Here is a 14,514-nt window from a genome sequence, read left to right as displayed (position 1 = left end):
ATCAGCAAAAACCACGCGATGATCGTCATTGAAGATTTGAAGGTTGCCAACATGTCAAAGTCAGCTTCGGGTACGGTAGGCCAGCCCGGTCACAACGTCCGGGCAAAAACCGGCTTAAACCGTTCGATATTCGATCAGGGGTGGCACGAGCTTCGCCGACAGCTTGAGTACAAACAGCTTTGGCGGGGTGGTCAAGTGTTGGCGATAAACCCAGCCTATACGAGTCAAAAATGTGCCTGCTGTGGTCATACAGCGAAAGAGAACCGGCAGACACAAAGCAAGTTCAAGTGTCTGGAATGTGGATATAGCGCGAACGCCGATATCAATGGCGCACGTAATATTTTAGCGGCGGGGCACGCCGCGCTAGCCTGTGGAGAGATAGCAGTTTTAGGCCGCTCGATGAAGCAGGAACCCACCGAGGCGAGTCGGACTTCGGTCTGAACGCTGTAGGAATCCTCGCCCTTTAGGGCGGGGAGGATGTCAAAACGCATAGCCATAAAAAACGGCGAGAAAGGATTGACAAAGGGGTTAGCGGATTGCAACGGGGAGGCCGTTGCTCAGGAAATCTCATTCTCATGTCTGATCTGCGTCGCCCAACGCTGTGCCGACTCCGGTAACGTAAATGGCGGTGACTGACGGAAGGCGTTCCCCACCAGCACAAAAGCCACATAGCGGTTGCGTAACATCCACACGTCTTTAAACCCATCAACTCGCCATGCATGAGCCGGTGGCGCGGGTTCAACACGCGGTTGGTAGCTAATAACGGGACGAGTATTCGGTTGGCGCAAAGGTTTCATAGGCAATGGAATCAAAACTAAATTGATGAACAACGCCGCTATGATAGCGGAGAAAGCCCCTGCTCGTCTCGCGTAGAGATGACCTTGTTCTATAGTTAAAGCTGTTTTGGGTCAAAAGACCCCCTTTGCAACAGGTCTAAAAACAGGAGATGAGTTCAATGTCGACGCATGATAAGCACCCTCTTAATCACCGAGCCCCCCTGCATGACGCTGATGAATCAAAGCCTGGTATGGATTCCCTGGCGCCCGAAGATGGCTCTCACCGCCCTTCCCCTGAACCCACCCCGCCGGGCGCACAGCCTACCGCCGCGGGAAGTTTTAAAAGCCCTGATACCTCTAATGAAAAGCTCAAATCCCTTGATGCGCTGCGTAAAGATGGTGAAAACTTTCCGCTGACCACCAACCAGGGGGTACGCATTGCCGACGATCAGAACTCGCTGCGTGCCGGTACGCGTGGGCCTACGCTGCTGGAAGATTTTATCCTGCGGGAAAAAATCACTCATTTTGACCATGAGCGTATCCCCGAGCGCATCGTGCATGCCCGCGGCTCGGCAGCGCACGGTTACTTCCAGCCGTATAAAAACATGGCGCAAGTGACCAAGGCCGACTTTCTTTCCGACCCCGATAAAATCACCCCGGTATTTGTCCGCTTCTCAACCGTACAAGGGGGCGCAGGCTCAGCCGATACGGTGCGTGATATTCGCGGCTTTGCCACCAAGTTCTATACCGAAGAGGGCATTTTTGATTTAGTCGGCAATAACACCCCGATCTTTTTTATTCAGGATGCCCATAAGTTTCCTGATTTTGTCCACGCGGTGAAACCCGAACCCCACTGGGCCATTCCGCAGGGTGCCAGCGCCCACGATACCTTCTGGGATTATGTCTCGCTGCAGCCTGAAACGCTGCACAACGTCATCTGGGCGATGTCCGATCGCGGCCTGCCGCGCAGCTATCGCACCATGGAAGGTTTCGGGATCCATACCTTCCGGATGATTAACGCCGAGGGTAAAGCCACTTTCGTGCGCTTCCACTGGAAACCAATCGCCGGGAAAGCTTCGCTGGTGTGGGATGAGGCACAAAAACTGATCGGCCGCGATCCTGACTTCCATCGCCGCGATCTTTGGGAAGCTATTGAGGCGGGTGACTTCCCGGAATATGAACTGGGCCTGCAACTGATCCCCGAAGAGGATGAGTTTAAATATGATTTTGACCTGCTTGACCCGACTAAGCTTATCCCCGAAGAGCTGGTGCCGGTCCATCTGGTGGGCAAAATGACGCTAAACCGTAACCCGGATAACTTCTTTGCCGAAAACGAACAGGCGGCGTTCCATCCGGGCCATATCGTACCGGGGCTGGATTTCAGTAACGATCCGCTCCTGCAAGGGCGTTTATTCTCCTATACCGATACGCAGATTAGCCGCCTCGGGGGGCCTAACTTCCATGAGATCCCGATTAACCGCCCGCTCTGTCCTTACCATAATTTCCAGCGTGACGGCATGCACCGTATGGATATCGACAGCAACCCGGCTAATTATGAGCCCAATTCCATTAACGATAACTGGCCGCGCGAAACCCCACCGGGGCCAAAACGCGGAGGTTTTGAAAGTTACCAGACGCGCGTCGAAGGCCATAAAGTCCGTGAGCGTAGCCCGTCGTTTGGCGAGTATTACTCGCAGCCGCGTCTGTTCTGGCAAAGCCAGACGCCGATCGAGCAGCAGCATATTATTAGCGCCTTTAGCTTTGAACTCTCCAAAGTAGCAAGGCCTTATATCCGCGAGCGCGTACTCGACCACCTGACGCATATTGATATTTCCCTCGCGCAGCCGGTCGCGGAAAATCTCGGCATTGAGCTGTCCGATGAGCAGGTGCACGTAGCACCGCCGAAAGATGTTAATGGCCTGAAGAAAGATCCGAGCCTCAGCCTGTACGCCGTGCCAGGCGGCTCAGTCAAAGGGCGCGTGGTGGCGATCTTACTCAGTGAAAAAGCCAATGCAGCAGATGTGCTGGCGGCCATGCAGGCGCTGAAAGCTCAGGGGGTACACAGCAAGCTGCTGTTTTCACGCATGGGTGAGGTTAGCGCTGACGACGGTTCGTTGCTGCCGATCGCCGCCACCTTCGCCGGTTCGCCGTCGGTAAGCGTAGATGCGGTGATTGTGCCGGGAGGCGATCTCAGCACCCTTCTGAACAGCGGGGATGCAGCCTACTATTTACTGGAGGCCTACAAGCATCTGAAAGTGATTGGCCTTGCCGCAGACGCCCGCCAGTTTAAAACTAAACTGGGAATTGATAGCCAGGGCGAAGAAGGCGTCATCGAAGGGGACAGCGTCACGCCTGCATTTACCGATGAGTTTCTTAAACTGCTTGCCGCGCACCGCGTCTGGTCGCGACACCATAAAATCGGCAATATTCCAGCGTAATAAATAAAGAGGCCGTCACCAGAGTGACGGCCTCTTTACCCTGAAAAACTCAACTATTTTTTAGTCTGTGGATCGGTATCATACTCGGCACAGGACTGATAGCCCGAATTCATTACGTGCCCGGTGTCATCAAGGGCGACGAAATAAGTTTCGGTTTTGCCATCACGCTGGCCAAGAATATAGGTCTGGCAAGTCCCGCGCGCGTGAATCATCGTCACTTCTGAAGAAGGTTTGCCTGCGACCTGCTGCACTTGCTCGCGGCTCATCCCTTTTTTCACATCTTTAACCACCGGCGTGGCAACCTGATCTTTGGTACGGTCATAAGCGGTACAACCTGCAAGCATGGTCATCACTGCCGCAGTACTCAACATTGCCACTAATTTCTTGTTCATATTATATCCTCATTTATCAGGGTATTGCTCATGCGTGTCAGTTAAGCCTGGAATAGAAACAGCCATTTTTCAACTTCTGAGGTCAAATGAAAATATTTTAGGATGATTAAACAAAACACCGGGTTAACGCCAAAACGCGCCAGATAGCTCTAAATCACACCAAACGGCCCCTCCTCGCCCGCAGGAGTCTTGTCGTTTAAATCACAACAGGGTAGTTTTAACCTATCTGACTTTTGCTGCCTGCGCGTGCAGGTACACCGTAACCGGAGGGTTAAATGGCTCTGCAACAAGAGATTATCCAGGCATTAGGGGTTAAGCCACAAATCGACCCACAGCACGAGATTCGCGTCAGCGTTGATTTCCTGAAGGCCTACCTGAAAAGGTACGCCTTTATTAAGTCTCTGGTACTGGGGATCAGCGGCGGCCAGGACTCCACGCTTACCGGCAAACTGTGCCAGCAGGCGATCGACGAACTGCGCGATGAAACCGACGACGACAGCTACCAGTTTATCGCGGTACGCCTGCCGTTTGGTGTGCAGGCCGACGAGCAGGACTGCCAGGACGCCATCGCTTTTATTCAACCTGACCGCGTGTTAACCGTGAATATTAAAGATGCGGTGCTGGCAAGCGAACAAGCGCTGCGCGAAGCCGGGATTGAACTGAGCGATTTTGTTCGCGGTAATGAAAAAGCGCGCGAACGCATGAAAGCGCAGTACAGCATCGCCGGTATGACTAAAGGGGTAGTGGTGGGAACCGACCACGGCGCCGAAGCGGTAACCGGATTTTTCACCAAATACGGCGATGGCGGCACCGATATCAACCCGATCTTCCGTCTTAACAAGCGCCAGGGTAAAGCGCTGTTGAAAACGCTGGGCTGCCCGGAGCATCTGTATCAGAAAGCCCCTACCGCCGATCTTGAAGACGATCGCCCTTCCCTGCCCGATGAAGCCGCGCTCGGCGTCAGCTACCAGCAGATTGATGACTATCTGGAAGGCAAAATCCTTGACGAGGCCACCCGCAAAATCATCGAGGGCTGGTATCTGAAAACCGAGCATAAACGCCGCCCGCCGATCACCGTGTTTGATGATTTCTGGCAACGATAATCCCTTCACCGCTGGCGGATAATGGTGTTTTATCCGCCCCTGCTTTGGATACCCATGGACAGCGCCGCAAAACGTGCCACGGCCTTTGGCCTGTTGGCCATTCTCCTCTGGAGCACTTCGGTTGGTTTACTACGCAGCATCAGCGAACATTTTGGCCCGGTGGGCGGTGCAGCCCTGATTTATACCGTCAGCGCCGTTTGCCTGAGCCTGGCGTGTGGCCTACCCAAAATTCGTGACATCCCCCGGCGCTACCTATGGCTGGGCGGTGCATTATTCGTTACCTATGAAATCTTTCTGGCCCTGGCCATTGGGCTGGCCCACAGCCGCAGCCAGTCGCTGGAACTGGGGATGATTAACTATCTGTGGCCAAGCCTGACGATGCTGCTGGCGCTGTTTATCAACCAGCAGCGCAGCAATTTGTGGCTATGGCCCGGGCTTGCGCTGTCGCTGGCGGGCATCGTTCAGGTGATGAAAGGCGAAGGGGACTGGTCGCCGTTACAGATGTGGCACAACATTCTGGACAACCCCATCGCTTACGGGCTGGCCTTTGCCGCAGCGCTCATTTGGGCGCTGTATTGCAATCTCACTCGCCGCTGGAGCGCGGGGAAAAATGGCGTCTCGCTGTTCTTCTGCGCCACTGCCATAGTGCTGTGGCTGAAATTTGCTTTTGTCAGCGAAGCGCCGATTCACTTTACGCTGCCTTCAACGCTGCAATTGCTGTTTATGGGGGCTTCCACGGCACTGGCCTATTCGGCCTGGAACCATGGCATCCAGCGCGGAAATATGACGTTGCTCGCCACCGCATCGTATTTTACACCGGTGCTTTCTGCACTCATCGCCAGCCTGTGGTTAGGGTTACAGCCTGGCTGGGCGTTCTGGCAGGGAGTGATGATGGTGGTTGGCGGCTCGCTTTTATGCTGGTTTGCGACCCGCAAATATGGCTAGCGCGGCGTTGAGCCGCGCCCAATAGCTTGCCTGAAAAAACCGCCGGTCCTGGCCACGGCTAAACGCTTGTGGACAAGAGCGGCGGTCTTAAATCAGTCGATCGGTTATTGCCGATCGCCAGGCATTTTACCTTTATGCTGAGGGCGTTCTGTCAGACGCTTCTCAAAATTAGCATTAAACTGTTTTTTCTGCTCCGGCGTCAGAATGTTGTAGATCTTATTCTGCGCTTCCATATGAGCCAGCATCCGCGCTTTGTTTTGTTCGGCCATTTTATCTACCTGCGCCTGGGCTTTGGCTTTGTCGAAGCTGTCGCTGGCGATAATGCCGTGCGCCGCGCGCCGCTCTTCGACTGAAGGGCGCTCCATTTTACCGCGCTGCTCTTTCATGATCTCGCGCACCTGCTGCTGCTGCGCATCAGTCAGGTTCAGGTCTTTAAACATCATATCGTGATGGCCGCCGCGCATGCCTTTATGGTGCGTCATCGGGGCATCGGTTTTCGCCGCAGCCGTGGTATCCGCTGCATGAGCCAGGTTCACCGCGCCCAGAGCCAGAGTTGAAGCAACAAAGAGAGCTGTTAATTTACGCATGTTGTTTTTCCTATTCTGATTTCTATTACGACAGGGTCTGCCGCGTTAACGAAATAAAGTTTACGGGGTTGTGCGTCAAGTAATAGTCCCCCCCGGTAAAGCATTGAAAGGATAAAAAACAAAATTGCAGCAATTATGAAGAGAATAAGGATAAAGCACAGGGAAATTGCAACAGAACATAACAACATGCTGATTTTAAACGAATTGTGATGGAAGTGTATAGTAATTAGAAGTGCGAAAAAAGCCGCATTCTAAGATTTATCCGTATGCCGTTGTCTGGCGGCTATTATTTAATGGCCCCGGTTTGTGAGGCCAGCAGTCATTATATTTCGCGCAGCATTAATCCAGCCCGTAGCCCCGTCGCCACATGGGGATTCGGGAATAGCACAAACTCAATATCAGCTTCCACCACATAGCGCGTGTCGCCATCCTGTGCCAGCAACGTGCCTTTCGGGAAGGCGGTAAAATTTTGCGTTTGCGCAGACATATGCAAAACAAAGGCATCGCTGTGACGCGTAATCTGCTGCGTCACTTGATAACGTAGCGGTTGGCCTTCAGCCTCAGGCGGCGCAGCGCCGCTAAGCAATGCCCGTAGCGCCTGGCTGGTCACCGCAAACTGGCTGAGATCGTTTGCGCCAAACGGTTGAGCTTTACCTAACTCCAGCGTACAGCTTAACGCGTTAAAATGCTCGCTGCTGAAATGGGTGAACGTCCCTCCCGGTGCCTGATGAAATACCAGCGCCTGTAGTCCTGCACACCCCAACCAGTTGAGAAACTCCTCATCGTAAGGCTGCAGGCGTGACGGCAAAACGCCGAAACGCGGGTGATAAGAACTACGAATCGCGGTGTGCATATCAAGGTGCCAGCATGTGGTCTCTTCGCACTCGGCGAGGAACAGATCCAACGCGTGCTCTAGTCGGCAGGCGCGCTGGGTTTCAATGCTTTCCGGGAACTGCTGCCAGCGCCCGCCAAACATCCGGTTCAGATCGCTGTGCTGGTAGCGCTGATTACCACGCAGCGCCGCAGGGTTGCCCAGAATCACCAGCAGTCGCCACTGCAGCTTAACCTCTCCGGCAATCAGGCTATCCACCAGCCGCGCGACTATTTCTACCGGCGCAGTTTCATTGCCGTGAATACCTGCCGACAGCACGAGGGTCTTTTCCACCGCCTGATGGGGGGTCATGGTCAGGATCCCTTCATCCCACCATTGCCAGTGCAGATACGTATTTTCCCCGGCGCTCGGGATTGGCGCTTTGCCCGCGAGGGTCTGCGCCAGAAAATCCAACATTGTGCCTCCTGTTAGTGCTGAAACGGATAAACAGATCCTAAGTCTAGTATACGCGTCAGCTCATCAAGCGCTTCACGCCCTTCCCGAAGCAGTTGCGGATCGGCTAAATCAGCCTGCGTTAACCGGTCGCGGTACCAGCGATCCACCCAGCTGTTGAGGGTGAAAAACAGGGCGTCATCCATCATGACTGCCGGGTTTAACGCCCGCTGCTCGGCTTCATTTAATACCACCCGCAGGCGCAGGCAGGCTGGGCCGCCGCCGTTAGCCATACTTTCACGCAGATCGAACACCTTCAGTTCAGCGAGCGGGTTATCCGCCGCCAGTATTTCATTGAGATAGCGCCAGACACCCGCATGCTGGCGCGACTCTTCAGGCAGAACCAGCGTCATGCTGCCATCGTCGCGACTGAGTAACTGGCTGTTAAACAGATAGGTTGCCACCGCGTCGCCCACCGGGACTCTATCTGCCGGAACTTCAATGACGCTAAAACCCGGAACTTTTGCCCGCAGCTGATGATACAGCGCCTGTTGATGAAGAAACGCCTGTTCATGGCAGAACAGCAGCTGGCGATTAGTGACCGCAATGACATCGTTATGGAAAACACCCAGGTCGATAACCGCCGGGTTTTGCTGGGCGTACACCAATAATTCTGGCTTTACCTGGTTTAAGCGCGCAACGGCCTGGCTTGCCTCCAGCGTCTGGCGCGCCGGATAACGAGCCGGAACCAGTCCCGCCTGCGCGTCTTCACGTCCATAAACAAAGAGTTGCGTGGACGGCTCGCCATACGCCCCGCCTAAACGATTATGATTTGCCGCGCCTTCGTCGCCAAACATCCCCACCTGCGGCAATGCGCCATGTACCGAGAAATAGTGCTGATGGCGGAAAATGGCACGCAACACATTTTCAGTGGTCGGCGCTTCGCTGGCACGGTGGAATTTATTGTTGAGGTTCGCCACCGTAAAGTGGACTTTGCCATCAAGGCTATCCGCAGACGGGCAAACGGTCGCCGCGTTCGCCACCCACATAGCGGAGGCGGAACTCACCGCTGAGAGCAGCTGCGGAGCCTGTTTTGCCACGCGCTCAACTATTTGCGCATCGCTACCGCTGAAGCCTAACTGGCGCAGCAGTGGGATATTTGGCCGTTCCTGCGGCGGGATAACGCCCTGGGCAAAGCCGGCATCCGCCAGCGCTTTCATCTTCAGCAAGCCTTGTTTCGCCGCAAGCTGCGGGTTAGAGACGCGGAACCGGTGCCGGGTTGAGGCTTCATTACCGAAAGAAAGCCCGGCGTAATGGTGGGTCAGCCCCACCAGCCCGTCAAAATTCACTTCACGCGCTTTCATAACGGCTCCCCACGGCTGAAATCAAGCCCCGGACTCAGGGTGACAGGCAGCGGGAAGGAAGGCGCTTCCAGCGTGGCCATTGGCCATGCGCAGTAATCTGCCGCATACCATGCGCTGGCGCGATGGTTGCCGGATGCGCCCACGCCACCGAACGGTGCGGCGCTGGACGCACCGGTTAACGGTTTATTCCAGTTCACAATTCCGGCGCGTGCTTCGAGTAATAGCCGGTCGAACTGCTCGCGGTGCGGGGAGATAAGCCCGCTTGCCAGGCCATAGCGCGTATCGTTTGCCATGCGGATAGCTTCATCAAAATCGTTATAGCGGTACACCGTTAACAGCGGCCCGAACACTTCTTCATCCGGCACATTTTCCACGCCGGTTAACTCAACAATGCCCGGCGTTAACAGCGAGGTTCCCGCTTGCAACAATTTCGGCTCAAGCAATGCTTTCCCGCCGCGTGCGATATGCTCCTGCCAGCCGCTCAGCACCCGCTCTGCCGCCTGCTGCGAAATCAACCCGCCAATAAACGGCTGGGGCTTTGCGTCCCACTCCGCCGGGCGAATACGCCCCGCCACTTCCACCAGGCGTTTTAAGAATGCATCCCCCTGTGCGCCTTGTTTCACCAGCAAACGGCGGGCGCAGGTACAGCGCTGCCCGGCGGTGACAAACGCCGACTGGATCACCAGATGTACGGCACCGTCGAGATCCTGAGGGTCTTCAACAATCAGCGGGTTATTCCCCCCCATCTCCAGCGCCAGAATTTTCTCCGGCTGCCCGGCAAACTGGCGATGTAGCTGATAGCCCGTACCGGCGCTGCCGGTAAATAACAGGCCGTCCAGCGTCGGCTGCTGCGCCAGCGCCTGGCCGGTTTCTCGCCCGCCCTGCACCAGATTGAGCACGCCATCGGGAACGCCCGCTTGTTGCCAGAGTTTCATCATCTGTTCGCCAGTCAGCGGCGTCAGTTCACTCGGTTTAAACACCAGCGCGTTACCCGCCAGCAGGCCCGGAACGATATGTCCGTTAGGCAAATGGCCGGGAAAATTGTAGGGGCCGAACACCGCTAAAACGCCGTGTGGACGATGGCGTAAGGTTGCCGCGCCGTCTGGCATCGAGGTGTACATCTCTCCAGTGCGTGCGTGGTAGGCCTTAATCGAAATGGCAATTTTGTTGATCATCGCCGTAATTTCGGTTGCCGCCTCCCAGCGCGATTTGCCGGTTTCCCGGGCGATGGTGACGGTCAACAGCTCTTTATTGGCTTCGAGCAGCGTGGCAAATTTCTCCACCATTGCCTGGCGTTCGGCAAACGGGCGTTTTGCCCATGCGGGAAAAGCGGCGCGCGCCGCCAAACAGGCCTCTTCAACCTGCTGCGCATTAGCCGCAGCGCCTTCCCACAGCAAATCCCCCTTCACCGGGTTATGCTTTTGCAGCGTTTCGCCCAGGCCCGCAAGCCATTGTCCATTAATCCACTGAGTCATACTTTTTTCTCCTCGGGGCACAAACGCACCAGGCGGACGTTATCGCCAGTGCTGCATTTCAGGGCGTCGGCGGTTGCGGCATCAATAATCAGCCGCTCGCCTTTTGGATTCGCCCGAATCAGCATCGCGCGGAAATCGTTATATTTTTCATTGGCGATCAGGCATGCAGGCAGCTCTTCGCTTGCCGGTTGCCCAATCACCACTTCTACAAGGCGGCTTTTACGAATGGCGCGCACGCGGTCGATATCGCATTCAAGCGTCGGCCCGCCGTCGAAAATATCGACATAATTGCGATAGCGAAACCCTTCAGCTTCCAGCACCGCCCGCGCGGGCGCGGTTTGCGGATGCACTTTGCCAATAACGGCCTGCGCTTCTGGCGACAGAAAATCGGTGTAAATCGGGTGCTTCGGCATCAGTTCGGCGATAAACGCCTTTTGCCCGGTGCCGCACAGATAGTCCGCACGGCTAAATTCCATCGAGAAGAAGCGCTTGCCCAGGCTCTCCCAGAACGGAGAGTGGCCGCGTTCATCGATCACGCCGCGCATCTCGGCAACCACTTTGTCGTTAAAGCGTTCGCGGAAGGCGGCCATAAACAGAAAGCGCGACTTGGAAAGCAGATAGCCGTTGCCCTCTTTGCGCCAGTCGGCATCAAGGAACAGCGTGCACAGTTCGCTGCTCCCGGTGTGATCGTGACTGAGAAACAGCGTGGGTAACGCGTTGTAAATATTCAGCTCTTTGGAGGCATGCACGTGGGTGCCAACGTGGTAGTTGTACCAGGGATCGTTTAAGCCGACCGCCACTTCAATGGCGCAGATCCCCACCACACTTTGTGTTGCGGTATCTTCCAGCACAAAAACATAGCCCTGTTCACCTTCCGGCAGTCCCCCCTGCCAGGTATTCATTGAGCGTTCGATACGTTCCGAGAGCGTTTTTTCATCCGCAGGCAGTGAAGTTAAGCCACCGCCTGTTTTACCCGCCATCTCCAGCAGCCCGGATAAATCACCGCGCTCAACCGGACGGATAATCATCATGATATCTCTCCTGCTAAGAAGCGCTCGCAGGCGCGCTCAAAACGGTCCATTCCCTGTTGCACTTCGGCTTCGCTGACGGTCAGCGCGGGCGCAAAACGGACTACGTTGGCCCCGGCGATAAGTATCATCAGCCCTTGCTGGACGGCGGCCTGTAAAATAAGTTTTGCTTTTCCGCTGTACTCTGGCTGCAGCACGCAGCCGATTAACAGCCCCAGGCCGCGCACTTCGCTGAACAGTTGGTGCTGCTGGTTAATCTGGTTTAAGCGCTCAACAAACCAGGCATGGCGCTGTTTAACGCCATCAAGCACTGCCGGCGTATTAATGATTTCCATCACCCGGCTGGCAACGGCACCCGCCAGCGGGTTACCGCCGTACGTCGTGCCGTGGGTGCCAACCCCCATCACTTTAGAAAATTTATCGGTGGTCAGCATCGCGCCGATGGGGAAGCCGCCCCCTAGCGCTTTGGCCGTAGAGAGCACATCCGGCGTGATGCCATAATGCATATAGGCGTACAGCTCGCCAGTGCGCCCCACGCCGGTTTGCACTTCGTCAAAAATCAGCACCGCATGATGGCGGTCGCACAGCTCGCGCAGCCCTTGCAGGAAAGTTGGGTCCGCCGGGACTACTCCGCCCTCACCCTGTATCGGCTCCACGATCACCGCACAGGTGTTTTCGTTAATCAGTTCGCTGGCAGATTGCAGATCGTTATAAAGGGCGTGGCTGATTTGCGGCGGCAGCGGCGCGAAATCCTGTGAGTAAGCGAGTTGCCCCCCCGCTGAGACGGTAAACAGCGTGCGTCCATGGAAAGCGTTTTTAAAGGCTACAATGCCGCTTTTCTGCGGGCCAAAATTATCATGAGCGTATTTACGCGCCAGCTTCAGCGCGGCCTCGTTGGCTTCAGCCCCCGAGTTACAGAAGAATACTTTTTCAGCAAAGGTGGCATCAATCAGCTGCTTTGCCAGACGTAGAATCGGCTCGTTGGTGTAGCCGTTGCCGGTGTGCCAGAATTTCGCCGCCTGCTGTTCAAGCGCCTGACGCAGCTCCGGGTTAGCATGCCCCAGCGCGTTCACCGCAATCCCCCCCGCAAAATCGATATAATCTTTGCCCTGCTGGTCCCACAGCGTCGACCCTTCTCCACGGACCGGAATAAAAGAGGCCGGGGCATAAACGGGCATCATCCATTCGTCGAAATTCTGGCGGGTAATTGACTGCGACATAGCGACCTCTTCCGGTGAATAAAAAGTTATTGTGATGTTAAATTATTGGCGGTTTGCGCTGTAAATGTAGATTGCACGCTTCGTGCCAGCCAGCGATAAAAATGCATAACGCAGAGGTGGGATTGGAAAATCAATGGATTACACACCGAGGGCATTCATATAAAGTGAATAATTAGTGCATAGTTTTATGATGGCGCGTGGTTTGCCGCATGAAAACAAGAAATATTATGCAATGGAAAAATTTTATCCTGGATTTGTGATCGACGATGGGATTTGCCGCGTGTTTGCGCCCCAATATCGGGCAGCACGAGCTATTACGGTGCAATTATTGCTCTGTCATAGGCAGCGAGATGACCTGCTGCAGCCTGATCAGCACGTTGCGCCATTTTCTGCTAACATCCTGCAACATTGTTAAGCAACTACGGCCACGACCTATGAAATTCGTCTCTTTTAATATCAACGGCCTGCGCGCCCGTCCGCATCAGCTTGAAGCCATTGTTGAACAGCACCAGCCGGATGTTATCGGCCTGCAGGAAACAAAAGTCCATGACGATATGTTCCCACTCGAAGATGTCGCAAAGCTTGGCTACAACGTCTTTTATCATGGCCAGAAAGGCCACTACGGGGTGGCGCTGTTAACCAAAGAGACGCCGGTTTCAGTACGCCGTGGCTTCCCGGGCGACGGTGAAGAGGCGCAGCGCCGCCTGATTATGGCGGAAATCCCCTCGCCGTTTGGCAACCTGACGGTGATTAACGGCTACTTCCCGCAGGGGGAAAGCCGCGACCACCCAACCAAATTCCCGGCGAAGATGAAGTTCTACCAGGATCTGCAAAACTTGCTGGATAGCGAGCTGAAAAAAGACCATCCGGTACTGATAATGGGCGATGTGAATATCAGCCCAACCGACCTTGATATCGGTATTGGTGAAGATAACCGCAAACGCTGGCTGCGCACCGGCAAATGCTCCTTCCTGCCGGAAGAGCGCGAATGGATGGATCGCCTGATGAACTGGGGGCTGGTCGATACCTTCCGTCATGCCAACCCGCAAGCTCAGGATAAGTTTTCGTGGTTTGACTACCGCTCAAAAGGTTTCGATGATAACCGCGGCCTGCGTATCGACCTGCTGCTGGCAAGCCGACCGCTGGCTGAACGCTGTGTGGCAACCGGCATTGATTACGCGATTCGCAGCATGGAAAAACCCTCCGACCATGCGCCGGTTTGGGCTGAATTTAAACTGTAAGGATAAATACCGCCGCCCATGCGTAAGTTACTGTTTGCCACGCTGGTTGTGGTTTTCGTGCTGCTGATTATCGTTTTGCCACCGGGTAGCCTGGCGGCGCTGCAGCACTATCAGTCACAATTCTCCGCCTGGCAGCAGATATACCCGCTGCAAACGGCCCTGGCATTTTTTGTGCTGTATGTAGCGATCGCCACCCTTTCAATTCCTGGCGCGACGTTATTAACGCTGCTGGCAGGCTCGCAATTCGGTCTCCTTCAGGGAACCCTTCTGGTTGCGCTGGCGGCGACCTGCGGCGCAACGCTTGCGATGCTGATCAGCCGCTATCTGCTGCGTGCCTGGGTCCAGCAGCGTTTTCCCCGGCAGATGTCGGCAATCAACCGCGGTATGGAGCATGAAGGTTTGTACTATCTTTTTGCTTTGCGGCTAACGCCGGTTTTCCCGTTCTTTTTGATCAATTTGCTGATGGGGCTGACGCCTGTCAAAACCCTGCATTATTTTGCCGTTAGCCTTGTCGGAATGCTGCCGGCGATAGTGGTCTATCTCAATGCTGGCCGCGAACTGAGCAAGCTTCGCTCACCCGGCGATATTCTTTCGCCCGGCATGATGGTGATGTTGATTCTGCTGGGCTTATTACCCCTGGTTTCACGCCGGGTGGCGGCTTATTTTGCTACCCGTTAATTT

General features: G+C 55.1%; 15 protein-coding genes. 7 read left to right on the top strand and 8 right to left on the bottom strand.

Translation table 11 applies throughout. From position 1 onward, the window contains the following. A partial coding sequence (locus tag EHN07_RS12800; protein ID WP_148085470.1) for an RNA-guided endonuclease InsQ/TnpB family protein occupies positions 1-441 on the top strand: 441 nt, incomplete at its 5' end. Between the two features lie 116 nt (positions 442-557). Here EHN07_RS12800 and cedA read toward each other — a convergent pair. Then, positions 558-797 (bottom strand): cell division activator CedA, encoded by a 240-nt coding sequence (gene cedA, locus EHN07_RS12795; RefSeq protein WP_124024520.1) that lies wholly within the window; start codon positions 795-797, stop codon positions 558-560. Between the two features lie 158 nt (positions 798-955). Between cedA and katE the strand changes: the two genes are divergently transcribed. Further along, positions 956-3,214: a catalase HPII gene (katE, locus tag EHN07_RS12790; RefSeq protein WP_124024519.1), complete on the top strand. Its 2,259-nt coding sequence runs from the start codon at positions 956-958 to the stop codon at positions 3,212-3,214. 53 nt (positions 3,215-3,267) lie between these two features. On the opposite strand, the gene osmE is transcribed toward katE, so the two are convergent. Next, the gene (gene osmE / locus EHN07_RS12785; protein ID WP_124024518.1) at positions 3,268-3,606 is read right to left on the bottom strand and encodes an osmotically-inducible lipoprotein OsmE; all 339 of its coding nucleotides are present in this window, start codon (positions 3,604-3,606) and stop codon (positions 3,268-3,270) included. A gap of 275 nt (positions 3,607-3,881) precedes the next feature. Here osmE and nadE point away from each other — a divergent pair, with 275 nt between their 5' ends. Further along, positions 3,882-4,709: an ammonia-dependent NAD(+) synthetase gene (nadE, locus tag EHN07_RS12780; RefSeq protein WP_124024517.1), complete on the top strand. Its 828-nt coding sequence runs from the start codon at positions 3,882-3,884 to the stop codon at positions 4,707-4,709. Positions 4,710-4,763: 54 nt separating this feature from the next. Continuing rightward, the gene (gene yddG / locus EHN07_RS12775) at positions 4,764-5,654 is read left to right on the top strand and encodes an aromatic amino acid DMT transporter YddG (protein ID WP_124024516.1); all 891 of its coding nucleotides are present in this window, start codon (positions 4,764-4,766) and stop codon (positions 5,652-5,654) included. A gap of 104 nt (positions 5,655-5,758) precedes the next feature. Here the strand turns inward: yddG and spy are convergent, their stop codons facing one another. The 6 genes from spy to EHN07_RS12745 form a co-directional block, all read right to left on the bottom strand. Next, positions 5,759-6,241, bottom strand: coding sequence for an ATP-independent periplasmic protein-refolding chaperone Spy (spy, locus tag EHN07_RS12770; protein ID WP_124024515.1), 483 nt, complete (start codon positions 6,239-6,241; stop codon positions 5,759-5,761). 322 nt (positions 6,242-6,563) lie between these two features. Continuing rightward, positions 6,564-7,529, bottom strand: a complete 966-nt coding sequence (gene astE, locus EHN07_RS12765) for a succinylglutamate desuccinylase (protein WP_124024514.1) — start codon at positions 7,527-7,529, stop codon at positions 6,564-6,566. An 11-nt stretch (positions 7,530-7,540) separates the two neighbouring features. Next, complete coding sequence (astB, locus tag EHN07_RS12760) at positions 7,541-8,869, bottom strand: N-succinylarginine dihydrolase (protein ID WP_124024513.1); 1,329 nt, start codon at positions 8,867-8,869, stop codon at positions 7,541-7,543. Next, on the bottom strand, positions 8,866-10,344 hold the full coding sequence (astD, locus tag EHN07_RS12755; RefSeq protein WP_124024512.1) for a succinylglutamate-semialdehyde dehydrogenase: 1,479 nt from the start codon (positions 10,342-10,344) through the stop codon (positions 8,866-8,868). The genes astB and astD overlap by 4 nt, the downstream gene beginning before the upstream one ends. Further along, positions 10,341-11,375, bottom strand: coding sequence for an arginine N-succinyltransferase (gene astA / locus EHN07_RS12750; RefSeq protein WP_124024511.1), 1,035 nt, complete (start codon positions 11,373-11,375; stop codon positions 10,341-10,343). Before astA ends, astD begins: the two co-directional genes overlap by 4 nt. After that, complete coding sequence (locus EHN07_RS12745) at positions 11,372-12,592, bottom strand: aspartate aminotransferase family protein (protein WP_124024510.1); 1,221 nt, start codon at positions 12,590-12,592, stop codon at positions 11,372-11,374. The genes astA and EHN07_RS12745 overlap by 4 nt, the downstream gene beginning before the upstream one ends. Before the next feature lie 187 nt (positions 12,593-12,779). Here EHN07_RS12745 and EHN07_RS12740 point away from each other — a divergent pair, with 187 nt between their 5' ends. From EHN07_RS12740 to EHN07_RS12730, 3 genes are read left to right on the top strand one after another with little or no spacing between them, the layout of a single operon-like run. Further along, positions 12,780-13,007 carry a hypothetical protein gene (locus EHN07_RS12740; protein ID WP_124024509.1) on the top strand — a complete coding sequence of 76 codons (228 nt, stop codon included), beginning with the start codon at positions 12,780-12,782 and terminating at the stop codon, positions 13,005-13,007. Between the two features lie 19 nt (positions 13,008-13,026). Beyond that, positions 13,027-13,833, top strand: coding sequence for an exodeoxyribonuclease III (gene xthA, locus EHN07_RS12735; RefSeq protein ID WP_124024508.1), 807 nt, complete (start codon positions 13,027-13,029; stop codon positions 13,831-13,833). An 18-nt stretch (positions 13,834-13,851) separates the two neighbouring features. Beyond that, entirely contained in the window at positions 13,852-14,511 is a 660-nt protein-coding gene (locus EHN07_RS12730) for a TVP38/TMEM64 family protein (protein ID WP_124024507.1), read from the top strand. Positions 14,512-14,514: the final 3 nt, after the last annotated feature.

Source organism: Buttiauxella warmboldiae, from assembly GCF_003818135.1.
GTDB classification, from domain to species: Bacteria; Pseudomonadota; Gammaproteobacteria; order Enterobacterales; family Enterobacteriaceae; genus Buttiauxella; species Buttiauxella warmboldiae.
This window is presented reverse-complemented; position numbering and strand designations above follow the sequence as displayed.

Bases quoted from the DNA above. Each gene is read 5' to 3' on its own strand.
- nadE (WP_124024517.1), top strand. From the start codon at position 3,882: ATGGCTCTGCAACAAGAGATTATCCAGGCATTAGGGGTTAAGCCACAA.
- katE (WP_124024519.1), top strand. From the start codon at position 956: ATGTCGACGCATGATAAGCACCCTCTTAATCACCGAGCCCCCCTGCAT.
- xthA (WP_124024508.1), top strand. From the start codon at position 13,027: ATGAAATTCGTCTCTTTTAATATCAACGGCCTGCGCGCCCGTCCGCAT.
- cedA (WP_124024520.1), bottom strand. From the start codon at position 797: ATGAAACCTTTGCGCCAACCGAATACTCGTCCCGTTATTAGCTACCAA.
- yddG (WP_124024516.1), top strand. From the start codon at position 4,764: ATGGACAGCGCCGCAAAACGTGCCACGGCCTTTGGCCTGTTGGCCATT.
- astA (WP_124024511.1), bottom strand. From the start codon at position 11,375: ATGATGATTATCCGTCCGGTTGAGCGCGGTGATTTATCCGGGCTGCTG.
- EHN07_RS12745 (WP_124024510.1), bottom strand. From the start codon at position 12,592: ATGTCGCAGTCAATTACCCGCCAGAATTTCGACGAATGGATGATGCCC.
- EHN07_RS12730 (WP_124024507.1), top strand. From the start codon at position 13,852: ATGCGTAAGTTACTGTTTGCCACGCTGGTTGTGGTTTTCGTGCTGCTG.
- astE (WP_124024514.1), bottom strand. From the start codon at position 7,529: ATGTTGGATTTTCTGGCGCAGACCCTCGCGGGCAAAGCGCCAATCCCG.
- astD (WP_124024512.1), bottom strand. From the start codon at position 10,344: ATGACTCAGTGGATTAATGGACAATGGCTTGCGGGCCTGGGCGAAACG.
- spy (WP_124024515.1), bottom strand. From the start codon at position 6,241: ATGCGTAAATTAACAGCTCTCTTTGTTGCTTCAACTCTGGCTCTGGGC.
- osmE (WP_124024518.1), bottom strand. From the start codon at position 3,606: ATGAACAAGAAATTAGTGGCAATGTTGAGTACTGCGGCAGTGATGACC.
- astB (WP_124024513.1), bottom strand. From the start codon at position 8,869: ATGAAAGCGCGTGAAGTGAATTTTGACGGGCTGGTGGGGCTGACCCAC.
- EHN07_RS12740 (WP_124024509.1), top strand. From the start codon at position 12,780: ATGATGGCGCGTGGTTTGCCGCATGAAAACAAGAAATATTATGCAATG.